Raw genomic sequence first — 25,067 nt, forward strand, 5'->3', positions numbered from 1 at the left:
TTTCCTATCCGATATAATCCAAGATACTTTTTTAATAAAGTATAAGAATAGCTATCTTTGCGCCCGAAAAAAATAATCATACAAAAAGACATAGCATGAGAAGTGATGAAGTAAAAAAAGGACATCAAAGAACCCCGCATAGATCATTATTTAGAGCAACAGGATTAGTTGATGAGGATTTTGACAAACCATTTATTGGTGTTGCCAATTCTTATATCGAGATTATTCCAGGACACTTTTTTCTGGACAGAGTTTCCAGAGTGATCAAAGAAGAAATCAAAGCTAATGGTTGTGTGCCTTTTGAATTCAACACAATTGGTGTAGATGACGGTATTGCGATGGGTCATGATGGGATGCTTTTTTCTTTGCCTTCAAGAGAAATCATCGCTAACTCTATCGAAACGGTAATGAATGCACACAAGTTAGATGCTATGATTGCTATTCCTAACTGTGATAAAATTGTTCCCGGAATGATTATGGGAGCTTTAAGAGTAGATGTCCCAACCATTTTTGTGAGTGGTGGACCAATGAAAAAAGGGCATACTAAAGACGGAGTGCCTATCGATTTAGCTACAGCTTTTGAAGCGGTTGGGAAACACGAATTAGGTGAAATCACCGATGAGGAATTAAAAGACATTGAGTGTAACGCTTGTCCTTCCGGTGGAAGTTGTTCCGGTATGTTTACAGCCAATTCGATGAATACCTTAATGGAAGCTATGGGAATTGCACTTCCTGGAAACGGAACTATTTTAGCATTGACTAAAGAGCGTGAAGAATTATACAGACAAGCTGCAAGAAGAATTTGCGAAATTGCAAAAGACAGCGCAAAAACTGAAAAATTCAAATTAAGAAATATCCTTAACGAAAATGCAGTGCGAAATGCTTTTGCAGTAGATATGGCAATGGGAGGAAGTTCGAATACCGTATTGCACATGCTTGCTATTGCTAAAGAAGCGAATGTTGATTTCAATTTGGAAGACATTAATAAAATCTCAAAAAGAGTTTCTCATATTGCTAAAATCTCTCCAAGTTTATCTACGGTTCACATGGAAGATATCAATACTGCCGGTGGTGTAAATGCAGTTATGAAAGAAATGACTAAAAGAGGTGATGATATCCTGTTAGACAACCTGACTATTACAGGAGAAACAATCTTGGAAAAAATCAAAGATGCTTACATCAAAGACACTAATATTATCCACACTATAGACAATCCTTATTCTCAGGTAGGTGGATTAGCTGTTTTATACGGTAATTTAGCCGAGCAAGGTGCGGTTATTAAAACGGCTGGTATTACCGGAGACCGCGTATTCACTGGTAAGGCTGTTTGCTTTGACGGACAACCGGAAGCTATCGAAGGAATTTTAGGCGGAAAAGTAAAAGCAGGTAATGTAGTTGTTATTCGTTATGAAGGTCCTAAAGGTGGTCCTGGTATGCAGGAAATGCTGGCTCCAACTTCATTAATCATGGGAATGGGATTAGGAAATTCGGTTGCATTAATCACTGACGGACGTTTTAGCGGAGCAACTCGTGGAGCATCAATTGGTCACGTATCTCCGGAAGCTGCCGAAGGTGGAATGATTGGTTTATTAAAAGACGGAGACGAAATCCACATCGACGTAGATCAATATATTTTATCAGTAGATTTGACTGATGAAGAAATTGCCAAAAGAAAAGCAGAATTTGTTCCTCTTAAAAAAGAATTAACTTCTAGATGGTTAGGACAATACCGTTCGTTAGTAACCAATGCCAGTAATGGTGCTGTTTTAAAATCGGATTTATAGTTTTTATAAATTGAAAGATTGAAATAACAATCTTTTAAAAATACGAAACCTCGTTTTCCTCATTCTTTTGAGAGAAAACGAGGTTTTTTTATTCAAAAAAACTAAAAAGCTGTCATTAACAAAACGAAGTACAATAGATTTAAAAATACAACTTTTCCTATTTACAATTCACTATTTTATTATATTTGAAGAGAATAACAGCTATCTTATTTAACTAATTTAAACACTTATTATCTTTTAACATGAAAAAAATAATTATTTTAGGAATATTTGCGTTGATAGGATGTGCAACAAAACAAAAGCCTGCTACAACTGATACTGACAAAGGTGTTGGAGATACCCGAACAAAAGCAGTCGAATACATCAATGAGGACACCTATTTATTAACTGAAATGGCTGATGATAAAACATACGGATATGACAAATCAAATCCTGTAAAAGTTGGCGGAGCACGTGAAAGCAGTGGTCCCAGAAATGAAAGAAGATTTTTAAACGCCTTATTTGGTCCTAATGACAAAAAGATGACCTACTACAGAGCCGGCAGTTGCTGTGCGTTTAAAACACCAAATGGTTTCAGCAATATTGGTATGCTTGACAGATATCGAATAACCGAAATAGGCAGTAAAGACACTCTTGACATTTACATCAACATGTATGATACAGGCGATTTAAAAATCCCTGTTGGACTTAAGGCAAAAGAAAAAACAAAATAAAGAATATTTTTTAACACAATAACTTAAAGCAACAATATGGGATTATTTTCAGCATTACTTGGAAACGCAGGAACGGTTAGCCAGGAAGATTTACTAAAAGATTACGGAAAATTATTAATCAGTGGAGAAGAAATTGAATTAGGATTCAAACTCATCAGAGATGTATTTATTTTCACTAACAAAAGACTGATTCTGGTTGACAAACAAGGTCTGACAGCCAGCAAAATCGAATACCAATCGATTTCATACAAAAGTATTTCACGTTTCAGCATTGAAACTGCCGGAACTTTTGATTTGGAAGCCGAATTGAAAATTTGGGTTTCCAGTGAACAGCATCCCAGCATTAAAAAACAATTCAACAAATCAGTGAATGTTTATGATGTACACAATGTATTAGCAACACACGTTTTAAAATAACACTTCTGCTTTTACAGAAAACAAAAAAGCTGTCTTAAAGTTTCAACTTCAAGACAGCTTTTTCTATGATTTTTAGCTTAAAAATTATCTGGAATAATTTGGAGCTTCTTTAGTAATAGTTACGTTATGAGGATGACTTTCAGAAATTCCGCTTGACGTTAAACGTACAAAACGTCCTGTTTCCTGCAAAGTCGCAATATCTTTAGAACCACAGTAACCCATACCTGCACGAAGTCCTCCAACGAATTGTAACATACTTTCGTTTAATTCTCCTTTGTAAGGCACACGACCTACAATTCCTTCCGGAACTAATTTCTTAACGTCGTCTTCTACATCCTGGAAATAACGGTCTTTAGAACCGGTTTGCATCGCTTCAACAGATCCCATTCCACGGTAAGATTTGAATTTTCTTCCTTCGAAAATAATCGTTTCTCCCGGAGATTCTTTCGTTCCGGCTAAAAGCGAACCTAACATCACACAGTCTGCTCCGGCAGCAATTGCTTTAGGAATATCTCCTGTATAACGAATTCCTCCATCAGCAATTACTGGAACACCTGAACCTTTAATAGCAGCAGCCACTTCTAAAACCGCTGAAAATTGTGGGAATCCAACACCGGCTACAATACGTGTAGTACAAATAGAACCCGGTCCGATTCCTACTTTTACACCGTCAGCTCCATTTTGAACTAAATATTGCGCTGCTTCCGGAGTCGCAATATTTCCAACAATAACATCTAAATCAGGAAATTGAGCTTTAACTAATTTTAAAACATCAACCACACCTTTAGTATGTCCGTGAGCCGTATCAATAATTACAGCGTCAACACCTGCATTGACTAAAGCAGTAGCTCTTTCAACTGCATCGGCAGTAACACCTAAAGCAGCAGCTACACGCAAACGTCCGTATTTATCTTTGTTAGCATTTGGTTTTTGATTCAATTTAGTAATATCTCTAAATGTAATCAAACCTACTAATTTATTGTCTTTGTCTATTACAGGAAGTTTTTCGATTTTATGTCCTTGCAAAACTACTTCTGCTTCTTGTAACGAAGTTCCTTCGGCTACAGTAACTAAATTATCTTTAGTCATCACCTCAACGATAGGTCTTGTTGTATTTTTTTCAAAACGCAAATCACGGTTGGTAACAATTCCTTTTAATGTTTGATTTTCATCAACAACCGGAATTCCACCGATACCGTATTCTTTCATTGCTGATTTTGCATCAGCAACAGTAGCAGTAAGCGGTAAAGTAACAGGATCGATAATCATACCTGATTCGGCACGTTTTACTTTACGTACTTTAGCAGCTTGCTGCTCAATAGTCATATTTTTATGTAAAACACCAATCCCTCCTTCTTGTGCCATAGCAATAGCCATAGAACTTTCGGTTACGGTATCCATAGCAGCAGATACAATAGGAACGTTAAGTGTTATGTTTCTTGAGAATTTTGTTTTGATACTCACTTCGCGAGGAAGCACCTGTGAGTAATTAGGAACTAATAATACATCATCGTAAGTTAAACCTTCGCCGATAATCTTGGAGTTGTGTGCTATCATGTTGCAATTTCTAGTTGAATTGCGTGCAAATATAGCAAATTATTTTGATTTTTTATAATTCAAAATCCAATTAATTTAAAGCTCAATAAGGAGGTTCGTTGCTGTCTGCAAAAATAAAATTAAATCCAAATTGAAACGAAAGACTATTAGCTTTAGAAACATCGCGGTACTCCAATAAATTATCCGCCATAAAATACATATTGAATTTCCCCAGATTTGCCGATAAGCCTAAGCCTATATTTGTATAAGAATAGGAATCCAATGTATAAGTAGCTTTAATCTGTAACTTATCTGAAACATTTCTCTGATAAAAACCAGTCAAAGCAGTAATAGGCAATCTTGGTGTACTCATCATAAAAAACTGGGCTCCTACAGCATTTTTATAGCGTTTTTCAGTTGCTGTACACACACAATCTTCATCGGTAGCCGTTCCAAATGAATACTGATAGGAAGCATTTAGTTTTACAGGTCGCCAGGTGGTGTATTTGTTATACAAGGTATCTAAAGGAATCGCCTCATTGAAATCATCATAAACACTGTCTGGATCATCCGTATCTGAGAAGTTAGGATTATTTCCTTCGTACTTATAATAACCTTTAAAAGTATAATTCTGAACATCTTTACTGTGATTTATAAAACCAACATCTAAAATACTCCCCGTAATCTGGATATTTTTTTTAGGATAATAGGTAAATCCTAAATCAAATCCCAATCCCATATCGCCTCCCAGTAAAAATTGTTTTTGCACATCAGCAGCTACATCACCATCATAATTATCGTCTAAATATTTTGAAATCCCGGAAGTATTCAGGGATAAATTGGAGTTAATTTCCTGATTGTAAACGGTGGTTGTAGGGTTTACTGTTGTTGTAATCGAACCTGAATTTTGAGTTGTAGTAGCATTAAAACCACTGAAATAAATTTTACCTCTTGCTCCTACTATCAGTTTTTCAGAAATATTTTTATGATAACCCAGATGCAAAACAGAAACCATTTCGGATTTCATGCTCAAATCACCCAGATTGAAAGATTTACCAATATAATTCTGATTTCCGTCTAATGCTAAAATGGCTAAATCCTTTGGCACATAAGCAAACAAATCAAATTCCTGATACATTCCGAATGAAAGATAACCTTTGTCTTCGAGCCAGTCTCCTAATTTGATTCCGCCATTAAAGATTTCGATTTGTTCATTTATGGCTCCATGATCATTTCTATTTGTAGAATAAACCACATTTCGCAACTTCTGATTGAAATCGACTCCGTCATTGGCAAATAAATCATAAACCGAAAATCCGGTCGAACCTACTTTAAAAGACATTCCGGAGAGCAAAGGAACACCAAAATAATACTTGTATTTGAAATCAGCTCCCGGATTCAACATCATCGATTGAGGAACTGAAGTTAAATTATATAAAATTTGCTTATTTTGAGAAAAACAAGTAGTCACAATGAGTAACATCAGGAGTAAAAAACTTTTTCTCATTATATTTCCAAATAAACAGTGGCACTGGAACGTAAAACAAGATTTCCGGCACTACTTGTATTCAAAGCCGAACCTTGCCCTATCATTACCAAAAAACGCATTTTTCTGGTTCTTTTAAGCAATTCCAATCTTGCATTTTCAAAAACTTCTGTTCTTGTAATCGTATTTGTGTTACCGGAATAAGCCGGAATATTAAAATTCATAGTCGTCAACGCATTGTCATTAGCATCTAATAAAACAATACTAAGAGAAAATGAACGATTAATGGTATTGCTAATTTCAAAATGAAAATCAGCTCTTTGCAAATAACTATTAAAATATTTATCTCTAAATATGTCAAATTCCTGTTCATCATAAGCCCATTGAACAGGCAAACCTCCATTAGCTGCAAAAACTTCTGCGGGAACATCAAAATAGCTTAAATTTCCCTCAATGACAGGGGTTAATTTCAAATCGTTGGCCTGATTGAAATCTAAATCACTGGAACAGGATAAAGAGCACATTAACAAAAGTGCCAGACTCAATACTTTTATAAAATGATATTTCCTCATCTTTTTGATTACAAATTTCAATTTAAGTAAACGATTAGTAACAGCATTATTTCAATTGTATCTACTAATAAAAAGTCCCAAACAATTTAGAAGCCTCGTTATAAGCACTTTCAAAACTCAAAGGATTTAAGTACAACTTTTCCTTATTAGCCGTAAAATAAGAAAGTAATTTTTCGGTTGGCATATTTCCTGTCAACTCGTCTTTTGCCATTGGACAACCTCCAAATCCCTGAATTGCACCATCAAATCTTCGACAACCCGCCTGATGTGCCGCCTCTATTTTCTCAAACCATTTATCATAAGTGGTATGTAAATGAGCGCCAAACTCAATTTGGGGATATTTAGGAATCAAATTCAAAAATAAATACTTAATAACTTCCGGAGTAGAACTCCCAATAGTATCTGAAAGCGATAGAATTTTCACGCCCATAACAGCTAATTTTTCCGTCCATTCGCCTACAATTTCTACATTCCACGGATCTCCGTAAGGATTCCCGAAACCCATAGACAGATAAGCAACTACTTCTTTATTACTTTTATCGGCAATTTCCAGAATCTCCTCTAAACTAATAATGGACTCGGCTATGGTTTTATGCGTATTTCGCATTTGAAAATTCTCCGAAATAGAAAAAGGAAAACCTAAATAATGAATGGGTTCAAATTGAGCAGCCATTGCAGCTCCCTGCGTATTAGCAATAATGGCCAATAATTTACTGCTAGTTTTGGATAAATCCAATCGGTCTAAAACAGCTGCCGTATCCTGCATTTGCGGAACCGCTCTTGGCGAAACAAAACTGCCAAAATCAATGGTATCAAATCCTACCCGCAATAAAGACTGAATGTACGAGACCTTTCTTTCCGTAGGAATAAAAGTTTTAATGCCTTGCATGGCATCGCGCGGACATTCGATAATTTTTATTGGCTCCATAGATTTCAAAGATACTAAAACTTGCAAAGTGGCAAAATGTAGAACCAACAAAAAAGCGCAACTCTGTTGAAGAATTACGCTTTTATATTTTTTACACAAAGATTCGCTAAGAACGTACAGAGCTACGCAAAAAAATTATAAAACCTTAACCGCAAAGTTTAAAAAAAGTTTTCGCAAAGAATCACAAAGTAAGCCACAGAGACACACAAAGAAATGAAAAACTTTGCGAACCTTTGCATTTTTCTCTTAGTGTATCTTTGCGTTACAACTATAAACGACTTAAAATCTTTTTGTTGATGGCTTTCACTAATGCCGGACCTTCATAAATAAAACCTGTGTACAGTTGTACCAAACTAGCTCCGGCTTCTAATTTTTCGATAGCGTCATCAGCAGAATGAATCCCTCCCACTCCAATAATTGGAAAAGCCTTATTGCTTTTTTGTGAAAGAAAACGAATAACCTCAGTAGAACGTTTTGTCAATGGTTTACCTGACAATCCGCCCATTTCAGTTTTATTTGCTGATTGCAAACCTTCGCGGGAAATCGTAGTGTTGGTTGCAATAACACCTGCAATCTTAGTTTCTTTTACAATATCAATAATATCTAATAATTGCTCATCAGTCAAATCGGGAGCAATTTTAAGCAAAATTGGTTTTTGCTTTGGCTTAGCCAAATTTTTATTTTGCAAAGTCTGTAACAACTGTGTCAATGGCTCTTTGTCCTGTAGTTCACGAAGATTAGGTGTATTAGGCGAACTCACATTTACCACAAAGTAATCTACATAATCGTATAAAGCATCAAAACAAATTTCGTAGTCCGAAGTCGCTTCTTCATTTGGAGTCACTTTATTTTTACCAATGTTTCCACCAATTAAAACACCCGGATTTGATTTCAGTCTTTCCACCGCTTCCAGAACACCACCGTTATTAAACCCCATGCGGTTAATAATTGCCGAATCTTCTTTTAAACGAAACAAACGTTTTTTAGGATTCCCTTCCTGTCCTTTTGGTGTTAAAGTCCCAATTTCGATGAAACCAAAACCAAAATTAGACAACTCCTTATACAACTTGGCATCTTTATCAAAACCGGCAGCAAGACCTACGGGATTTTTAAATTTCAATCCAAAAACTTCCGTTTCTAATCTTTTGTCATCTACTAAATAAAGTGATTTATAAAGTGCTGAAAAACCTGGTATTTTAGAAGTAATACGAACTAACGAAAACGTAAAATGATGTATTTTTTCAGGATCAAAACAAAAAAATAACGGTCGGATAAGCTGTTTGTACATAGGATTTTAATTTGTGTGCAAAAATAGAATTATCTGATGGATAATTGAAGATTTCGAAAAAAATTATACCCCAAGAATTGATTTCGCTGCTTAAAGAAGCATACAAACAAGCTAAACAGTAGTTAAACTAAGCACAAAAACAAACAATAAAACACTAAAAAACAAGAACTTACCAACTAAAACAACCCATTAACTTTTTCAAAACTAAAAAATCATCGCTTTTTAAAATGATTTTTCTTATATTGTAATTGAGAAATTAATAATTATGACTCATTTTTATTATTAACTTAAAAACACATTATCATGAAGCTACAATTTTTTTTTACCGGCGTATTACTGGCTAGTTTTCAGATTTTCTTAGCGCAGGAAACTACAAATGACACTATAACATCAGTTAAAAAAACAACAATAACAACAGTCACTACCGTTAAAGACACAATTATAAATGTAGTACCCGAAGCTGCCGCAACTATTTCGGACAAAGAAGCATTAAAGAAAGAACAAAAAATGCTTCAGGCAAAAATGAAAGAAGAGAAAAAAGCGCTAAAAGAAGCTAAAAAAAGGGAACAGGAACAGAAAGATTTTGAGAAAGAACAAAAAGCATTTGAAAAACAGCAAAAAACAATTCTCTCGGCCGAAAAATCAATTAGTAAGTTAAAAAGTAAAATTACTAATGAAGAAAAAAGTCTAATCAGAAACAAAGAAAAACTGGAAAGTAAAAAATCAAAAGGAAAATTAAGTTCTACTGATATTGAAAAAGAAAACATTCGAATCAGCAAACAACAAATTAAAATCAACAAACTTAACGCCGACCTTATCAAAGAAGAAGAAAAATTAAACAAATTGAGAAATTAAACAGTCATAAAAACAAACAAATCAGCTGTAAATTCAACAATTGAGTCACTTAAACAAAATGACTGATGATTGAATTTGCAGTTTTTTTTTAACTAAACTCTCACTACTTTTAAATAAAAATTCGAATTATGAATCTGAAAATCAATAAAAACTGGCATCAACAACACTATGAGAGTCTGGAATTTGGTAGCCGTATAGCCGATATGGTAGCCAAAGGAATGGGATCCTGGCGTTTTATAATTCTCCAAACTGTATTTGTAGCCATTTGGATGGGACTGAATTTACTGGCTTATGTCAAACACTGGGATGCTTATCCTTTTATTTTACTCAATCTGTTATTTTCTACTCAGGCCGCTTATGCAGCTCCGATCATTATGATGTCGCAAAACCGTCAAAACGAAAGGGATCGTATTCAGGCTCAGGAAGATTATATTACCAATAAAGAAGCCAAATTGGAAATTGAAGCTTTGGCTAAAAAGCTAAACACAATCGACACTGACAAACTAGATAAAATAATCAAAATGTTGGAAGACATGAAATAGACCTCTTCGTCAGGACAAACGCATTAGTTTTAAAAAAAAGCCACAAATTACACAAATCAACACCAATTTTGATGTTGTAATATTGCACGAATCCCTTCAGAATCGAAAATTAGTGTAATTTGATTTTAAGAATCACTGAAATTAGTTCCAATCTGTGTAATTCGTGGCAAAAAACAACTAGTGCGTTTGCCCTGACTTCGCCATCCTATTCCTCAAATTAATTCTATCTTTGGACTCCAATAAAAAATCACTTTATGCAAAATATTATTGATCGTTTTATCAGTTATGTAACTGTAGATACGGAATCCAATCCGAATTCAGAAACGACTCCAAGTACCGAAAAACAATGGGATTTAGCCAATAAATTAGTCGAAGAACTAAAAGCTATTGGTATGCAGGATGTTACCATTGACGACAAAGCCTACATCATGGCAACCTTACCAAGTAATGTAGCGCACGAAGTCCCAACAATAGGATTTGTTTCTCATTTTGACACTTCTCCTGATTTTTGCGGAGCTAATGTAAAACCACAAATTATCAGCAATTATGACGGGAAAGATATTATTTTGAATGCAGAACAAAACATCATTTTATCGCCTGATTACTTTAAAGATTTATTGCAATACAAAGGACAAACCTTAATTACCACTGACGGAACCACACTTTTAGGCGCAGATGATAAAGCCGGAATTACCGAAATTGTTACCGCTATGGAATTCCTTATCAATAATCCTGAAATAAAACACGGAAAAATCAGAATAGGTTTTACTCCTGACGAAGAAATTGGTCGCGGAGCTCATTTTTTTGATGTGGAGAAATTTGGCGCACAATGGGCTTACACTATGGACGGAAGCCAGATAGGTGAATTAGAATATGAAAATTTTAACGCTGCCGGAGCAAAAATTACTTTTAAAGGAAAAAGCGTTCACCCGGGATATGCCAAAGGCAAAATGATTAATTCGATGTTAGTAGCCAATACTTTTATCAGTGAATTACCTACCGACGAAGTTCCTGAAAGAACCAAAGGTTACCAGGGTTTTTATCATATACACCATTTAAGCGGAAGTATCGAAGAAAGCGTTTTGGAATTAATTATCCGGGATCACAACCTAAAGAAATTCGAAAAGAGAAAAGAAAAAATTCAAAAAATAGCCCGCAAAATCAACAAGAAATTTGCGAAGCAATTTGGAGAAGATATTGTTGTTGCAGAAATCAAAGACCAATACTACAATATGAAGGAAAAAGTACTTCCTGTAAAACATATTGTAGACATTGCCGAAAAAGCAATGAAAGAACTAAAAATAAAACCGATTATTAAACCTATTCGCGGTGGAACTGATGGTTCGCAATTATCCTACATGGGATTGCCTTGCCCTAATATTTTTGCCGGAGGGCATAACTTTCATGGCAAATACGAATATGTCCCTGTAGAAAGCATGCAAAAAGCAGTGGAAGTAATTATAAAAATTGCCGAACTCACAGCCCTACCTAACTTTGGTCTGGAAGAACCTAAATCCAAAACGAAAAAAAGAAAATAACCCACTAATAAGAAGCTCCTGAAGGAGCTTTTTTTATGCCTCTGTCCCAACATAAAAATCTTAACATTACAACTGTAAATTTTATATGAATTTTATGTAAATTTAAAACTGCAATACATTTTTAATTAGCAAACTAACATCTCAAAAAACATCTGTCTTATTTTATAAACTTCCAAATCTTTAAATGTTATGAGCGAAAATCAAGAAGAGATCGAAAAAACTACCGAAACCGAAAAACCCAAAACAGTTAACAGAAGAAGAACTAAAACTTCTGTAGTTACTGAAACTTCCGAAAATCCAATTGAAGAAGTAACTGAAATTCCCGCTGAAACTGTCTTTGAAGAAAATCCAGCTTCTCAAAACGAAATCGAAGCCGAGACAGCAACTCAAACATCTGAAGAAATTTCGAAACCTAAAAAAGAGAAAAAAAACAAGTCCAAGAAAAAAGATAAAAAGAAAGCTAAAAAAGCTGCTGCCAAAGAAAAAGCTAAGAAGAAAAAAGCCAAAGCTAAGAAGGCTAAAAAAGAGAAAGCCAAAAAGGCAAAAATCAAGGCAAAGCTTAAAGAGAAAAAAGCAAAGGCTAAATCCAAAAAAACGAAATCTAAAAAGAAGAAAAAATAATTCTTTTTAAACAAAAAAAGTCCCAATAACGGGACTTTTTGTTTAGACTAAAATAATTTTCAGCCTTATTTTTTAGCTAATGAAGCACTCATTTCCATAGAAATAGCAGAACGCTCCATTTTTAATTTCCCAGCCATAGTTTCAATCACTACAGTAGTATCAGCCAGTTCAACCACTTTTCCGTGAAGACCGCTTTTAGTGATGATTTTATCTCCTACTTTTAAACTAGCTTCAAATTCTTTTTCTTGTTTCATTTTCTTTTGTTGTGGCCTAATCATGAAGAAATAGATAACCACAAACATTAAAATAAACGGCAAAAACTGATTTAATTGACCCATAATTTTTAATTCTTTTTTAATTTATTACTATTACATTAAACCGCGACCGGCTTTTATCATTTTTTTACTGGTTTCTAATTCTTTCACCAGATTATCTAAAATTCCGTTGATGAAAATACTACTTTTAGGAGTAGAATATTCTTTGGCTAATTCCAAATATTCATTCAATGTTACTTTCACCGGAATGGATGGAAATTTCAAAAATTCACAAATAGCCATTTTTAAAATAATGGTATCCACCTCAGCAATCCTGTCGCTATCCCAGTTAGGTGTTTTATCTTCAAATTCTTTCGCTAATTCTTTTTCGTTCAGCACTGTTTTACGGAACAAATCCTTAACAAAATCCTTATCTTCATTGTCTTTGTACAATTTTGGCACTTTGAAATTATCGTTTTCGATAGGTTTCATCGCTTTCAATTGTTTGATGATTTGCGTATTCACCATCGGAATATCATCAATCCAGGTTAATTTATCGTCTTCTAAGAATTCGTATAATTTCTCATTCGGAACAATAACTTCGGTAAACAAATCTACAATCAATTGTCGGTCTTCTTCAAATGAACGAGCCGGATTACTCATGTATTTTTGATAATACGAACTCTCTTTTACAGCAGCCAACAATAGTGCTATATAATCTTCGTGTAAATGCCAGGCATCGATTTTTCTGGTTTCTAAAGCAATACTTAAAGAATTATTTTCGGCAAGAATTTCGAAAATACTGTTCTTAATAAATTTTTCGTTCGGATTGCGTTCGGCTGCGGTAGCCAGGTGTTTTTGACTGGATAAATGCAAAAACTGTGTTTCTTTTTTACATATTTCCAACAAGGAAGAAATCATTGTAAGGTATAAATCCTGAATATTGTCGATACTGTGAAAAAGAAATTTTTCTTCCTTTTCTAAGTTATCTGAGCCGTTTTGATGCATCGCATAAATGGTTTGCATAACTTTAACGCGAATGTGTCGTCTATTTACCACCTTGTAAGAACTTTTAAAAAAATTAGGCTGCAAAAATAAGGATTTCCTTTTGTAAAATAAAATTTAAAGCAACAAAAAGCAGGACAAAGTAGCTGAGTTGTTGCCACGAATTCACTAATTTTATTTTTCAAATTTAAAATCAGCAACATATCCTATAAATCCCTCTATTGAATAAATTAAATTTGTGAATTTGTGGCTTTATTTTAAACTGATGAATTAATGAAACGTTAAATGAGACTTAACAGCCAACCGATTCCTAAAATTATTACTTTTAAAACTTTATCTTTGTTTTTTATACAATACACAGCCCAAACCGGAAATGAAAGAATTACTCTATCTTAATAAATATTTTATCAAATACAAATACCGTTTCATTTTAGGAATTGTATTTACCATAGTCGCACAAATATTTTCACTTTTTACACCTAAATTAATCAGTAAATCCTTTGCTTCCATCGAAGAATTTGCCAAAGATAAAACCATATCCAATTCGGCAATTCAGAATGAATTAGTAAATAATATTATACTGATTATCGTCACTACAATTGTTGCCGGTTTTCTGACTTTTTTAATGCGCCAGACTTTAATTGTGATGTCGCGTCATATTGAATTTGACTTAAAAAACGAAGTCTTTAAGCAATACGAAAAGCTGTCGCAAAATTTCTACAAACAAAATCGTACCGGAGATTTAATGAACCGCATAAGCGAAGATGTTTCCAAGGTAAGAATGTATGTAGGACCGGCGGTTATGTACACGATAAATACCATTATTCGTTTTGCAATTGTTATTTTGTTCATGTATCGTGTTTCGCCATTGCTTACTTTATACACTCTTTTACCCCTGCCTTTATTATCTTATGCAATCTTTAAACTCAGCACTGAAATCAATATCAGAAGCACCACTTTTCAACAATATTTGTCTAAAGTATCCAGTTTTACACAGGAAATATTCTCAGGAGTTCGTGTTATAAAAGCCTATTCATTAGAAAACCAGCATCAGAATAACATGCACGATTTGGCCTTAGAAAGCAAAAGTAAAAGTTTGGATTTAGCCAAAGTCCAGTCTTTATTTGGACCATTAATGCTAGCCTTAATCGGAATCAGTAACTTGGTTGTGGTTTATTTTGGAGGAATCATGTACATCAACGGCAGTATAAAAAGTATTGGTACCATTGCTGAATTTATCTTGTACATCAACATGCTAACCTGGCCTGTAGCATCATTAGGCTGGGTTTCATCGATGGTTCAGGAAGCCGAAGCCTCTCAAAAAAGATTAAATGAATTTCTAAAAATAGAGCCTGAAATTAAAAACAATAATCCTGAAAAATCTACGATTGAAGGAACCATCACATTCGAAAATGTGAGCTATACCTATGAAGACACCAATATCAAGGCGCTTCAAAACGTATCATTTACAGTACACAAAGGCGAAACTCTGGCAATCCTTGGAAAAACAGGTTCCGGAAAATCGACTATTTTATCGTTAATTTCCCGAATGTATGATGTAACTGACGGAGCTGTAAAAATTGACGAACAGGAAATCAGTCGTTTGAACTTATTTGATTTGAGAAACAGCATTGGAATTGTACCTCAGGATGCGTTTTTATTTTCAGACAGTATTAAAAATAATATCAAATTTGGCAAAGAAGATGCCGAAATTGAAGAAGTTATGGCTGCCGCCAAAAACGCTGTGGTACACGATAACATTATGGGCTTCAACAAACAATACGACACTATTCTGGGCGAAAGAGGAATTACTCTTTCAGGCGGACAAAAACAACGTGTTTCGATTGCAAGAGCCATTATCAAAAACCCTCCTATTTTACTTTTTGACGACTGTTTATCAGCGGTGGATACCGAAACCGAAGAAGCTATTTTAAACAACCTGAACACTATTTGCAAAGACAAAACAACCATAATTGTGAGTCACCGGGTTTCCTCAGCAAAAAATGCCGATAAAATTATCATTCTCGAAGATGGCAAAATTATTCAACAAGGCACTCATAACCAGTTGATAAATAAAGAAGGATATTACGCATCACTTTATTTAAAACAACTTTCTGAAAAAGAATTACTTTAAATCTTGCTTAATACATATATTTTTATCATTTTTGGTTTTCAATTAACAACCATATTATTGTACAGAACGGATTATGAGAGAAAATGACATGTTAGAAAAAGAAGAAATCTTTTCTAAAGTTTTACGTGCAGGAAGAAGAACCTATTTCTTCGATGTGAGAGCTACAAAAGCTGACGATTACTACATTACCATTACCGAAAGCAAAAAATTTACTGAAGAAGACGGTTCGTTTCACTTTAAAAAACATAAAATATATTTATACAAAGAAGATTTCGCCGCTTTCAGCGAAATTCTGGAAGAAATGACTTCTTATGTTTTAAACCACAAAGGAGAAGAAGTAATCTCTGAAAGACATCAAAAAGATTTTAAGAAAGAATACGCAACTGAAAGAATAACTTCTGAAGAAAGCGCTCCTCAAATATCTAATTTTACCGATATTGATTTTGATGATATTTAATATTCATCAACTGTTATAAGGTTAATTATTAAAGATTTAAAAAGTCCAAAAATCGATTGATTTTTGGACTTTTTCATTATACACAACTTCACAATTTCGTATCTTAGTACTGCTTATTTTTCAATTAAAACATCATCAATATGAAAATTCCAATCGTATCCGTAAACTGGCTTCAGGAAAACATCAACAATCCTGAATTAATTATTCTCGATGCCGTTTTAGACATTCCTCCGCATGATTTACAAATCTCCGGAGCACGTACTTTTGATATTAAAAATAATTTCAGCGATACTTCAAATCCACTACCGAATACCCTTCCTAAACCGGAAGCTTTTGCTACCGAAGCAAGAAAACTGGGCATCAGCAAACACAGCAAAATTGTGGTTTATGACACCAAAGGAATCTATTCCAGCCCAAGAGCCTGGTATTTATTCAAAAGCATGGGACATGAAAACGTATGGGTGCTGGATGGAGGATTCCCTGCCTGGGAAAAAGAAGGATTTGCAACAGAAAAAGTAGCACCAAAATCTTTTAAACAAGGAGATTTTGAAGCGCATTTTAAAGACGAAATGTTTAAAAATAAATTTCAAATTTTACACAACATTACTTCAAAAGAAGCTATTATAATTGATGCCCGTTCTGCCGACCGTTTTCACGCCGAAACCGAAGAACCTCGTGTAGGCTTAAGAAGCGGACATATTCCTAATGCCGTAAACCTGCCTTTTTCCAAAGTTTTAAAAGACGGTCATTTTCTATCAAAAGAAGAACTCAAACAAATTTTACCACATCAGGACGAAAATCTTTATTTTTCCTGCGGTTCGGGAATTACCGCCTGCATTAATTTAATTGCTTACGAACTGATTTCAAACAATCCAAAAGCCATCTATGACGGTTCCTGGACTGAGTGGGGACAAGATCTTAATTTACCAATAGAAAAATAGACTAAATTTTATTAGCCACAAATTACAAGATTAGCACAGATCAATCCGTGTGAATCCTTTAATCTGTGGCTAACTTTTTAAAACTACCCTATTCGCAGGCCATTTTCAACCTTAAAATCAGGTGCTAACAAAATAACATCTCCTTCTTCTCCAACTGCGCCTAAAACCAAACATTCACTCATAAACTTTCCTATTTGTTTTTTAGGAAAATTAATTACTGCAACAATTTGACGGTTTAGCAATTCTTCTTTAGCATATCTTTTAGTGATTTGCGCCGAAGTTTTCCTTATTCCGATAACTTCACCAAAATTAATAGTCAGCTGAAAAGCCGGTTTTCTGGCTTCAGGAAAATCATTCACAGCCATTATTGTTCCAACATACATGGCTACTTTTTCAAATTCAGCCCAAGTCAAATTTGTGTCCATAAAAATCAATCTATTAGTAATGTTTTCAAAATTAACTTTTACAATTCAAATAATTTTCAATTTTACTAACTTTAAGCCTTGAAATTAATTCTAAAACAATGGCAAGAACACCATCAAACATGCTTGAATTAGGGACAATCGCTCCTGAATTTTACTTAAAAGATACCAAATCCAATACAGAATCCTTTTCTTTTTCCGATTTAAAAGGAGAGAAAGGCACATTGGTGTTTTTTATATGCAACCACTGCCCTTTTGTACATCATGTAATCGAAGAAGTCGTTCGAATTGCCAATGATTACAGGGTTCAGGGAATTGGCTTCATTGCTATTTCCAGTAATGATGTTGTCAATTATCCACAGGACTCACCAGAACTTATGACCGAATATGCTTTCGAAAATAATTTTGAATTCCCTTATTTATATGACGAAACTCAGGAAGTTGCCAAAGCTTATGACGCTGCCTGTACCCCTGATTTTTATTTATTTGACAACCAAGATAAATTAGTCTATCGCGGACAACTGGACGATAGTCGCCCCGGAAATGGGATTCCTTTAAGCGGAAACGATTTACGTGGCGCTATTGATGGTGTTTTATACAATCGAAGCATTAATCCGGATCAAAAACCTAGTATTGGCTGTAATATTAAGTGGAAATAGCAGCATAAATACAAATCTTTAACTAACTTTGTTTTTGGATAAATAATTGAATAATGACCACTTTTAAACTTGCTTCAACACTTCCTCTATTGTTTTCTGCCTCAGGAAAACAAACTGTTGCTGCACTTTTTCCACACAACAAAGCCTTTATCAATTAAACCTCCGCTCATTTCCATTTTCTTCGACGCGGAGGAAACTTTCTTCTATTACGACTTTAATTGAATTCGAATTTTCGAATAAATTCTTCTTATTCATTTTTTCCAAATAACTAAGCCGTTTTAGTCATTTAGACAATCATTTTGTATTTACTTTAATAAATAAACTTTCAAATTTTAATAATTATGAAACCAACACCTATTTTAACAATTACAGATTATAACATTTTGCGCGAACTAACAAAAAAAGCAAAAGACAGTACCAACATTCGGGAAATTGCATTATTAACACAGGAATTAGACCGGGCTATTATTAACAATGAACCCACACTGGATGAAACCATTATCCGAATTAATTCTCATGTTATTATCGAAGACATGAAAACCAATAAACAAATGAAGATTCAAATTGTTATGCCTTCACAATCCAATCTCAAAGAAGGAAAAATATCAATTTTGGCACCTTTATGTGTTGCTGTTATTGGATTTAAAGAAAACGATGAAGTAGAATGGCAATTACCGTCCGGAATTAAAACATTAAAAGTTATTGCTGTAAATAATTCTAAAAACGCCTAGTTTCTTATTTTTAACACCTCTATTACGAAGGTGTTTTTTTTGTCCTAAATTCAGACAAAAAAAAATCCCAAACTCATTTAAAAAACAAGTTGGGATTTTAATTAGTATTTAATAATCAAAATTCAGTCTAAAATCTGCAATCTGAATTCTTAAATCTATAATTACTTAACGTCCATCAATTCAACGTCAAAAATCAACGTAGCATTTGGTGGAATTACTCCCCCTGCTCCACGAGAACCATATCCTAAATGAGCAGGAATCACAAAACGGGCTTTATCTCCTACTTTTAACAAAGCAATACCTTCGTCCCATCCTTCGATAACATTCCCTTGTCCCAATGGGAATTCGATTGGTTTTTTACGAGGATAAGAGCTGTCAAATACTTTTCCGTCAGGTAATTGTCCTGTATAGTGCACAGAAACTGTTTTTCCGTTTTGAGCTTGTTTCCCTTCACCTCTTTGGATGAATTGGTAACGCAAACCGCTTTCTGTTTTTTCAAAACCGGCAGCTAATTTCTCCATTGCTTCTTCAGCAGCCGCTTTTTCAGCTTCTAAACGTTTTTTTCTGTTTCCTTCAAAAACTCTGAAAGCTTCAACCGCATTCCAGTTTTGAGCTTCTTCTCCAACTCTGATAATTTCCAAAGTTTCTAAAGCATCTCCCTGAGCAACAGCATCAACCACCTCTTGTCCTTCGATTACATGACCAAAAACAGTGTGTTTTCCGTCTAACCAGGAAGTTGGCACGTGTGTAATAAAGAACTGAGAACCATTGGTTCCAGGCCCTGCATTAGCCATAGAAAGTACCCCTGGCTTATCGTGTTTTAAACTTGGATGAAACTCATCATCAAATTTATACCCCGGATCTCCTGTTCCTGACCCCAGAGGACATCCTCCCTGAATCATGAAATCAGGAATTACTCTGTGAAAAGTTAATCCGTCATAATATTTAACTCCTTGAGGTTTTTTATTATTCTCTAAATTCCCTTCAGCCAAAGCCACAAAGTTACCAACTGTTCCAGGCGTCAAATCGTGTGTTAATTTCACTAAAACAGAACCTTTTGAGGTATTGAATTTAGCGTATATTCCGTTTTCCATTGTTTTATTTTTTTATTGAAGCGCAAATTTACAAATTAAATTAGAGAATTGAAAAATTGATTTTCTCATTCTCATTGCCTTTATTATTGTCATTGCCACTGCCATTGCTATTGTTATTGACTTTTGCTTTCGTAACTTTGCAACTCAAAATTTAGAAAAAAATCATGCGAATTGACATTATAACCGTTTTACCGGAATTGTTACGCAGTCCGTTTGAGGCTTCGATTATGAAACGAGCCATTGACAAAGGTCTTGTAGAAGTTCACATTCATAATTTAAGAGATTACACTACCAACAGACAAAAAAGTGTGGACGATTATCCTTATGGCGGTGGAGCAGGAATGGTGATGACCGTACAACCTATTGATGATTGTATTACACATTTAAAATCACAAAGAGAATACGACGAAGTTATCTACATGTCGCCGGACGGAGAAACTCTGAACCAGAAAATGGCCAATACCATGTCGATGTATGAGAATATCATCATTTTATGTGGACATTATAAAGGTGTGGATCAAAGAGTACGGGATCATTTTATTACCAAAGAAATTTCTATTGGCGATTATGTTTTAAGCGGAGGCGAATTAGGAGCTTTGGTATTATCTGATACTCTAATCCGATTAATTCCGGGAGTTTTAAGCGACGAAACCTCAGCCCTAACCGATAGTTTTCAGGACAATTTATTGTCAGGTCCCATCTATACGAGACCAGCCGATTATAAAGGATGGAAAGTCCCTGAAGTTTTATTAAGTGGACATTCGTCCAAAATTGACAAATGGCGCGAAGATATGGCGTATGAACACACTAAAAACAGAAGACCGGATTTATTAGAATAAATTTCCTTTAAAATTTCCAAAATTTTAAATTCCAAATTCCAATTGATTAAGCTGTTAAAAAATTGGAATTTGGAATTTGACTTTATTGAAGTTTTATTTTCTTTATTGGAATTTGGATTTTTTTTATTGGAATTTAATTTTTTTAACTACTTTTGCAGCCTCATTTAATTAACCTCTGGCGATACCCGTGAATGTTGATTAGATTTTCAAACCATAATTAGCAATTAAAATGGCAAATTTAGTAGATTTCGTTAATAACGAATTTGTTACAAGAAAAGATTTCCCTGAATTCGGAGCTGGAGATACTATCACAGTTTTCTACGAAATTAAAGAGGGTGAAAAAACTAGAACTCAGTTCTTCAAAGGAGTTGTAATCCAAAGAAGAGGTACTGGAAGTACTGAAACTTTTACAATCCGTAAAATGTCAGGTTCAGTAGGTGTTGAGCGTATCTTCCCTATCAACTTACCAGCTTTACAAAAAATTGAAATCAACAAGAAAGGTGCTGTACGTAGAGCAAGAATCTTCTACTTCAGAGAACTTACTGGTAAAAAAGCAAAAATCAAAGACAAAAGAAGATAATTTATTATCTCTTTATCATAAAAGTCCCGACATATCGGGACTTTTTTTTTAGACTTTAATCAAAAAAAAGAACAACTAAGCCCAAAAAAGGACACTTATTCTTTAAAAAAATAACATTTTAAAGCCTTGTCGTTAGTTATCCTATAATTCAGCTATTTCTATAACAAACCAGACTGTATTTTAGTCTGATTTACATATCTTTGCACCGCTTTATTCAAAGCAAACAATACATTTCACATTCTTCGCGGAAGAATTACGATTATAAAATAAAAAAAATGACACAAAAATCAAAGATTGTTTACACATTAACTGACGAAGCACCTTTGTTAGCTACTTATTCGTTTTTACCAATTGTTCAGGCTTTTACTGCTACTGCAGGAATCGAAATTGAAACAGAAGACATTTCTGTTGCTGCTCGTATCCTTGCAAATTTCCCTGAGTTTTTAACTGAGGAGCAAAGAGTAAAAGATTCTTTGGCTGAATTAGGAAAATTAGCTACTGCTCCAGAAGCAAACATCATCAAATTACCAAACGTTTCTGCATCTGTTCCTCAATTAAAAGGAGCTATTGCTGAATTACAAGCTCATGGATATGCGGTTCCTGATTACCCGGAAGCACCACAAAACGATGCTGAAACTGCAATCAAAGCCAAATATGCTAAAATATTAGGGTCAGCTGTAAACCCGGTTTTACGTGAAGGAAACTCTGACCGTAGAGCTCCTAAAGCAGTAAAAAATTACGCAAAAGCAAACCCACACTCAATGGGAGCCTGGTCTGCTGATTCTAAAACAGCAGTTGCCTCTATGGAAAGCGGAGATTTTTACGGAAGTGAGCAATCAGTTACTGTGGCTGAAGCGACTGATGTTAAAATCGAATTTGTTGATCAGGACGGGACTACTAAAGTTCTTAAAGCAAGTACTCCATTAAAAGCCGGAGAAATTATCGATAGTTCAGTAATGCACTTAAACGCTTTGAAATCTTTTGTTGCTAAAACAATCGCTGAAGCAAAAGCACAAGGAGTATTACTTTCTGTTCACTTGAAAGCTACAATGATGAAGGTTTCTGACCCAATTATCTTTGGAGCTATCGTTGAAGTATATTTCAAAGACGTTTTCGAAAAATACGCTGCATTATTTGCTGAACTTGGAGTAAACACTAAAAATGGTTTAGGTGACGTATATGCAAAAATTGCAGGTAACGCACAAGAAGCTGAAGTTAAAGCTGCTATCGATCAGGCAATTGAAAACGGACCAGCTCTTGCAATGGTTAACTCTGACAAAGGAATCACTAACCTTCACGTACCATCAGATGTAATTGTTGATGCTTCTATGCCGGCAATGATTCGTACTTCTGGTCAAATGTGGAACAAAGAAGGAAAACAACAAGATACTATCGCTATTATCCCGGACCGTTCTTACGCTGGTGTATATACTGCTACAATTGATTTCTGTAAAAAACACGGAGCTTTTGATCCAACTACAATGGGAAGTGTTCCTAACGTTGGTTTGATGGCTCAAAAAGCTGAAGAATATGGTTCTCACGACAAAACTTTCCAAATGTCAGCTAACGGAGTGGTTCGTGTGGTTGATGTAAACGGAAACGTTTTAATGGAACAAACAGTTGAAGCAAATGACATTTTCAGAATGTGTCAGGCTAAAGACGCTCCTATTCAGGACTGGGTAAAACTAGCCGTAAACAGAGCTCGTCTTTCTAACACTCCTGCTGTTTTCTGGTTAGACGAAAACAGAGCACACGACAGAGAATTGATCGTAAAAGTTCAAAAATACCTTAAAGATTACGATACAACCGCATTAGACATCCGTATCTTAAACCCAATTGCTGCTACTGAATTTACATTAGACAGAATCATCAAAGGACAAGATACAATCTCAGTAACAGGAAACGTATTACGTGACTACCTTACTGACTTATTCCCAATCTTAGAAGTTGGAACTTCTGCTAAAATGTTATCTATCGTTCCATTAATGAATGGTGGTGGATTATTCGAAACAGGTGCAGGTGGATCAGCTCCTAAACACGTAGAGCAATTTGTAACCGAAGGATATTTACGTTGGGATTCATTAGGAGAATTTTTAGCTTTAGGTGCTTCATTAGAGCATTTAGGACAAACTTTAAACAATGAAAAAGCAATCGTTTTATCTGAAACTTTAGACCAGGCAAACGACGCTTTCTTGAAAAACGATAAATCTCCGGCTAGAAAAGTTGGTCAAATTGACAACCGTGGTTCTCACTTTTACTTAGCTTTATACTGGGCTCAAGCCTTGGCAGCTCAAACTAAAGACGCTGACTTGCAAGCTATCTTTGCTCCTATTGCAAAAGAACTTACTGAAAACGAAGCTAAAATTGATGCTGAATTAATTGGTGCTCAAGGAAAAGCTCAGGAAATTGGTGGTTACTACCAACCAAATCCAGCTTTAGTAAGCAAAGCAATGCGTCCAAGCACAACTTTGAATACTATTTTAGATAAAATCTCAGCATTAAAAACTGCTTAATCGTTTTTATCCAAATATTAAAAAGACAACTCGAAAGGGTTGTCTTTTTTTTTGTTTCAAACATACCTCTTTGATGTCCTTAGCTCCCGCAGTCGAGTGTCAAATGTTTGAAGAATGCGTAAAAAGAAAAGAACTCGTCCCGAAAGCTTTCGGGACGAGTTCTTATCTTTTAGCATTCGAAAACTAATTTGACCGACGAGGAAGTGTAAGACTTGATTTTTTTGTTTCTTTTTTGATCAAGCAAAAAAGAAAATTATATTTTCTTCATAAATAAACGAACATTCATTTATAATTTATACTTTTGCTCCGTTATACCAAAACAATGAGAACAAGAGACAGCAATAAAGAAGAAATCGTCAAACAAAAAGCCATCGAACTACTTGTAGAAAAAGGCATCGAAGGCTTTAGTATGAACCGCCTTGCTAAAGAAAGTAAAATATCTGTAGCGACTTTGTACATTTATTATTCAGACAAAGACGATTTGGTTCGAAAAATCGGAATCGAAATTGGAAAGAATTTCTTTGATGAGATGGCTAAAGATTTTTCTCCTGCTATGTCCTTTCGAGAAGGCTTATACAAACAATGGGAAAACCGGATTTATTTTACACAAAACAAACAACTCGAAGCAGCCTGTTGGGAACTTTTAACCCATTCCAGTTATGGTGAATCCATCTTAGAAGAAAGCTTACAGGAATTCAAGATTATTATGGGAAGTTTTTTCAAAAATGCTATCGACAAAAAAGAATTAGTATCTGTATCCAAAGAAGTATTTTGGAGTATCGCTTACGGTCCATTGTACTCCTTGTTGCGCTTTGAAAGAGACGGAAAAAATTTCAGAGGAGGTCCTTTCAAACTCAACCAAAAAACAACCGACGAAGCATTCGAATTAGTCCTTAAAGCATTAACACCGTAAAATTTCGACTCATGGAAACTGATTTCAACAACATATTAATTTTTGGCACCAATATCAAAACCGAAAATGACAGGCAAATTATAAGCAAGCTATTAAATAGCAATCCCGAAATTGAACAATGGAATATTGATTTAGAAGATATCGATTCGGTATTGCGAATAGAAAGCAAAAGCCTAAATGCCTCACAAATAATAAAAATGATAACAGAACAGGACTTCAAATGTTCTGAATTAACAGAATAAGCA

The 25,067-nt window shown here is 34.7% G+C and carries 26 protein-coding genes; 17 read left to right on the top strand and 9 right to left on the bottom strand.

Translation table 11 applies throughout. The annotated features are described in order from the left end of the window. Positions 1-95: 95 nt before the first annotated feature. The 3 genes from ilvD (at position 96) to IEV84_RS08600 (ending at position 2,914) form a co-directional block, all read left to right on the top strand. On the top strand, positions 96-1,784 hold the full coding sequence (gene ilvD / locus IEV84_RS08590) for a dihydroxy-acid dehydratase (RefSeq protein WP_188493870.1): 1,689 nt from the start codon (positions 96-98) through the stop codon (positions 1,782-1,784). Positions 1,785-2,026: 242 nt separating this feature from the next. Beyond that, positions 2,027-2,497 (top strand): 2-dehydro-3-deoxyphosphooctonate aldolase, encoded by a 471-nt coding sequence (locus tag IEV84_RS08595; RefSeq protein WP_229732640.1) that lies wholly within the window; start codon positions 2,027-2,029, stop codon positions 2,495-2,497. Positions 2,498-2,533: 36 nt separating this feature from the next. Then, positions 2,534-2,914 carry a PH domain-containing protein gene (locus tag IEV84_RS08600; protein ID WP_188493871.1) on the top strand — a complete coding sequence of 127 codons (381 nt, stop codon included), beginning with the start codon at positions 2,534-2,536 and terminating at the stop codon, positions 2,912-2,914. 84 nt (positions 2,915-2,998) lie between these two features. Here the strand turns inward: IEV84_RS08600 and guaB are convergent, their stop codons facing one another. The 5 genes from guaB to IEV84_RS08625 form a co-directional block, all read right to left on the bottom strand. Continuing rightward, on the bottom strand, positions 2,999-4,471 hold the full coding sequence (gene guaB, locus IEV84_RS08605; protein WP_188493872.1) for an IMP dehydrogenase: 1,473 nt from the start codon (positions 4,469-4,471) through the stop codon (positions 2,999-3,001). A gap of 82 nt (positions 4,472-4,553) precedes the next feature. Then, positions 4,554-5,957 (bottom strand): DUF5723 family protein, encoded by a 1,404-nt coding sequence (locus IEV84_RS08610; protein WP_188493873.1) that lies wholly within the window; start codon positions 5,955-5,957, stop codon positions 4,554-4,556. After that, positions 5,957-6,508, bottom strand: coding sequence for a hypothetical protein (locus IEV84_RS08615; protein WP_188493874.1), 552 nt, complete (start codon positions 6,506-6,508; stop codon positions 5,957-5,959). The genes IEV84_RS08610 and IEV84_RS08615 overlap by 1 nt, the downstream gene beginning before the upstream one ends. Positions 6,509-6,572: 64 nt before the next feature. Further along, entirely contained in the window at positions 6,573-7,436 is an 864-nt protein-coding gene (locus IEV84_RS08620; RefSeq protein WP_188493875.1) for a hydroxymethylglutaryl-CoA lyase, read from the bottom strand. A gap of 268 nt (positions 7,437-7,704) precedes the next feature. After that, positions 7,705-8,724 (bottom strand): quinone-dependent dihydroorotate dehydrogenase, encoded by a 1,020-nt coding sequence (locus IEV84_RS08625; protein WP_188493876.1) that lies wholly within the window; start codon positions 8,722-8,724, stop codon positions 7,705-7,707. 303 nt (positions 8,725-9,027) lie between these two features. Here IEV84_RS08625 and IEV84_RS08630 point away from each other — a divergent pair, with 303 nt between their 5' ends. The 4 genes from IEV84_RS08630 to IEV84_RS08645 all read left to right on the top strand — a co-directional run bounded on the left by IEV84_RS08630 (position 9,028) and on the right by IEV84_RS08645 (position 12,280). Beyond that, entirely contained in the window at positions 9,028-9,579 is a 552-nt protein-coding gene (locus IEV84_RS08630; protein ID WP_188493877.1) for a hypothetical protein, read from the top strand. A 128-nt stretch (positions 9,580-9,707) separates the two neighbouring features. Beyond that, positions 9,708-10,121, top strand: a complete 414-nt coding sequence (locus tag IEV84_RS08635; protein ID WP_229732641.1) for a DUF1003 domain-containing protein — start codon at positions 9,708-9,710, stop codon at positions 10,119-10,121. A gap of 254 nt (positions 10,122-10,375) precedes the next feature. Beyond that, entirely contained in the window at positions 10,376-11,659 is a 1,284-nt protein-coding gene (gene pepT / locus IEV84_RS08640) for a peptidase T (protein WP_188493878.1), read from the top strand. A gap of 189 nt (positions 11,660-11,848) precedes the next feature. Next, on the top strand, positions 11,849-12,280 hold the full coding sequence (locus IEV84_RS08645) for a hypothetical protein (protein ID WP_188493879.1): 432 nt from the start codon (positions 11,849-11,851) through the stop codon (positions 12,278-12,280). Positions 12,281-12,345: 65 nt separating this feature from the next. On the opposite strand, the gene yajC is transcribed toward IEV84_RS08645, so the two are convergent. Beyond that, a complete protein-coding gene (gene yajC / locus IEV84_RS08650) occupies positions 12,346-12,618 on the bottom strand; it encodes a preprotein translocase subunit YajC (RefSeq protein WP_071183573.1) in 273 nt (90 codons plus the stop codon). A gap of 30 nt (positions 12,619-12,648) precedes the next feature. Further along, positions 12,649-13,560, bottom strand: coding sequence for a transcription antitermination factor NusB (gene nusB / locus IEV84_RS08655; RefSeq protein WP_188493975.1), 912 nt, complete (start codon positions 13,558-13,560; stop codon positions 12,649-12,651). 352 nt (positions 13,561-13,912) lie between these two features. Here nusB and IEV84_RS08660 point away from each other — a divergent pair, with 352 nt between their 5' ends. From IEV84_RS08660 to IEV84_RS08670, 3 genes are all read left to right on the top strand, one after another. Then, positions 13,913-15,673, top strand: a complete 1,761-nt coding sequence (locus IEV84_RS08660; RefSeq protein WP_188493880.1) for an ABC transporter ATP-binding protein — start codon at positions 13,913-13,915, stop codon at positions 15,671-15,673. A 73-nt stretch (positions 15,674-15,746) separates the two neighbouring features. Continuing rightward, a complete protein-coding gene (locus IEV84_RS08665) occupies positions 15,747-16,130 on the top strand; it encodes a PUR family DNA/RNA-binding protein (RefSeq protein ID WP_188493881.1) in 384 nt (127 codons plus the stop codon). Positions 16,131-16,270: 140 nt separating this feature from the next. Next, a complete protein-coding gene (locus tag IEV84_RS08670; protein WP_188493882.1) occupies positions 16,271-17,071 on the top strand; it encodes a sulfurtransferase in 801 nt (266 codons plus the stop codon). An 83-nt stretch (positions 17,072-17,154) separates the two neighbouring features. On the opposite strand, the gene IEV84_RS08675 is transcribed toward IEV84_RS08670, so the two are convergent. Further along, positions 17,155-17,496 (bottom strand): tRNA-binding protein, encoded by a 342-nt coding sequence (locus IEV84_RS08675; RefSeq protein WP_188493883.1) that lies wholly within the window; start codon positions 17,494-17,496, stop codon positions 17,155-17,157. Between the two features lie 98 nt (positions 17,497-17,594). On the opposite strand from IEV84_RS08675, the gene IEV84_RS08680 reads away from it, so the two are divergent. Continuing rightward, entirely contained in the window at positions 17,595-18,152 is a 558-nt protein-coding gene (locus IEV84_RS08680; RefSeq protein ID WP_188493884.1) for a thioredoxin family protein, read from the top strand. Positions 18,153-18,493: 341 nt separating this feature from the next. Next, entirely contained in the window at positions 18,494-18,883 is a 390-nt protein-coding gene (locus IEV84_RS08685) for a GreA/GreB family elongation factor (protein ID WP_188493885.1), read from the top strand. Positions 18,884-19,044: 161 nt separating this feature from the next. On the opposite strand, the gene IEV84_RS08690 is transcribed toward IEV84_RS08685, so the two are convergent. Beyond that, positions 19,045-19,977, bottom strand: a complete 933-nt coding sequence (locus IEV84_RS08690; RefSeq protein WP_188493886.1) for a peptidylprolyl isomerase — start codon at positions 19,975-19,977, stop codon at positions 19,045-19,047. A 164-nt stretch (positions 19,978-20,141) separates the two neighbouring features. Here IEV84_RS08690 and trmD point away from each other — a divergent pair, with 164 nt between their 5' ends. From trmD to IEV84_RS08715, 5 genes are all read left to right on the top strand, one after another. Then, a complete protein-coding gene (gene trmD, locus IEV84_RS08695; protein ID WP_188493887.1) occupies positions 20,142-20,816 on the top strand; it encodes a tRNA (guanosine(37)-N1)-methyltransferase TrmD in 675 nt (224 codons plus the stop codon). Between the two features lie 229 nt (positions 20,817-21,045). Next, complete coding sequence (gene rplS, locus IEV84_RS08700) at positions 21,046-21,396, top strand: 50S ribosomal protein L19 (protein ID WP_188493888.1); 351 nt, start codon at positions 21,046-21,048, stop codon at positions 21,394-21,396. A 275-nt stretch (positions 21,397-21,671) separates the two neighbouring features. Further along, entirely contained in the window at positions 21,672-23,909 is a 2,238-nt protein-coding gene (locus IEV84_RS08705; RefSeq protein ID WP_188493889.1) for an NADP-dependent isocitrate dehydrogenase, read from the top strand. A 322-nt stretch (positions 23,910-24,231) separates the two neighbouring features. Next, complete coding sequence (locus IEV84_RS08710; RefSeq protein WP_188493890.1) at positions 24,232-24,822, top strand: TetR/AcrR family transcriptional regulator; 591 nt, start codon at positions 24,232-24,234, stop codon at positions 24,820-24,822. Positions 24,823-24,833: 11 nt separating this feature from the next. Then, a complete protein-coding gene (locus IEV84_RS08715; protein WP_188493891.1) occupies positions 24,834-25,064 on the top strand; it encodes a hypothetical protein in 231 nt (76 codons plus the stop codon). Positions 25,065-25,067 lie beyond the last annotated feature (3 nt).

The sequence above is a fragment of the Flavobacterium palustre genome, from assembly GCF_014639535.1.
Taxonomy (GTDB): domain Bacteria; phylum Bacteroidota; class Bacteroidia; order Flavobacteriales; family Flavobacteriaceae; genus Flavobacterium; species Flavobacterium palustre.

Excerpts from the sequence above, each read along its gene's own strand:
- ilvD (WP_188493870.1), top strand. The coding sequence starts at position 96 with ATGAGAAGTGATGAAGTAAAAAAAGGACATCAAAGAACCCCGCATAGA.
- IEV84_RS08595 (WP_229732640.1), top strand. The coding sequence starts at position 2,027 with ATGAAAAAAATAATTATTTTAGGAATATTTGCGTTGATAGGATGTGCA.
- IEV84_RS08600 (WP_188493871.1), top strand. The coding sequence starts at position 2,534 with ATGGGATTATTTTCAGCATTACTTGGAAACGCAGGAACGGTTAGCCAG.
- guaB (WP_188493872.1), bottom strand. The coding sequence starts at position 4,471 with ATGATAGCACACAACTCCAAGATTATCGGCGAAGGTTTAACTTACGAT.
- IEV84_RS08610 (WP_188493873.1), bottom strand. The coding sequence starts at position 5,957 with ATGAGAAAAAGTTTTTTACTCCTGATGTTACTCATTGTGACTACTTGT.
- IEV84_RS08615 (WP_188493874.1), bottom strand. The coding sequence starts at position 6,508 with ATGAGGAAATATCATTTTATAAAAGTATTGAGTCTGGCACTTTTGTTA.
- IEV84_RS08620 (WP_188493875.1), bottom strand. The coding sequence starts at position 7,436 with ATGGAGCCAATAAAAATTATCGAATGTCCGCGCGATGCCATGCAAGGC.
- IEV84_RS08625 (WP_188493876.1), bottom strand. The coding sequence starts at position 8,724 with ATGTACAAACAGCTTATCCGACCGTTATTTTTTTGTTTTGATCCTGAA.
- IEV84_RS08630 (WP_188493877.1), top strand. The coding sequence starts at position 9,028 with ATGAAGCTACAATTTTTTTTTACCGGCGTATTACTGGCTAGTTTTCAG.
- IEV84_RS08635 (WP_229732641.1), top strand. The coding sequence starts at position 9,708 with ATGAATCTGAAAATCAATAAAAACTGGCATCAACAACACTATGAGAGT.
- pepT (WP_188493878.1), top strand. The coding sequence starts at position 10,376 with ATGCAAAATATTATTGATCGTTTTATCAGTTATGTAACTGTAGATACG.
- IEV84_RS08645 (WP_188493879.1), top strand. The coding sequence starts at position 11,849 with ATGAGCGAAAATCAAGAAGAGATCGAAAAAACTACCGAAACCGAAAAA.
- yajC (WP_071183573.1), bottom strand. The coding sequence starts at position 12,618 with ATGGGTCAATTAAATCAGTTTTTGCCGTTTATTTTAATGTTTGTGGTT.
- nusB (WP_188493975.1), bottom strand. The coding sequence starts at position 13,560 with ATGCAAACCATTTATGCGATGCATCAAAACGGCTCAGATAACTTAGAA.
- IEV84_RS08660 (WP_188493880.1), top strand. The coding sequence starts at position 13,913 with ATGAAAGAATTACTCTATCTTAATAAATATTTTATCAAATACAAATAC.
- IEV84_RS08665 (WP_188493881.1), top strand. The coding sequence starts at position 15,747 with ATGAGAGAAAATGACATGTTAGAAAAAGAAGAAATCTTTTCTAAAGTT.
- IEV84_RS08670 (WP_188493882.1), top strand. The coding sequence starts at position 16,271 with ATGAAAATTCCAATCGTATCCGTAAACTGGCTTCAGGAAAACATCAAC.
- IEV84_RS08675 (WP_188493883.1), bottom strand. The coding sequence starts at position 17,496 with ATGGACACAAATTTGACTTGGGCTGAATTTGAAAAAGTAGCCATGTAT.
- IEV84_RS08680 (WP_188493884.1), top strand. The coding sequence starts at position 17,595 with ATGGCAAGAACACCATCAAACATGCTTGAATTAGGGACAATCGCTCCT.
- IEV84_RS08685 (WP_188493885.1), top strand. The coding sequence starts at position 18,494 with ATGAAACCAACACCTATTTTAACAATTACAGATTATAACATTTTGCGC.
- IEV84_RS08690 (WP_188493886.1), bottom strand. The coding sequence starts at position 19,977 with ATGGAAAACGGAATATACGCTAAATTCAATACCTCAAAAGGTTCTGTT.
- trmD (WP_188493887.1), top strand. The coding sequence starts at position 20,142 with ATGCGAATTGACATTATAACCGTTTTACCGGAATTGTTACGCAGTCCG.
- rplS (WP_188493888.1), top strand. The coding sequence starts at position 21,046 with ATGGCAAATTTAGTAGATTTCGTTAATAACGAATTTGTTACAAGAAAA.
- IEV84_RS08705 (WP_188493889.1), top strand. The coding sequence starts at position 21,672 with ATGACACAAAAATCAAAGATTGTTTACACATTAACTGACGAAGCACCT.
- IEV84_RS08710 (WP_188493890.1), top strand. The coding sequence starts at position 24,232 with ATGAGAACAAGAGACAGCAATAAAGAAGAAATCGTCAAACAAAAAGCC.
- IEV84_RS08715 (WP_188493891.1), top strand. The coding sequence starts at position 24,834 with ATGGAAACTGATTTCAACAACATATTAATTTTTGGCACCAATATCAAA.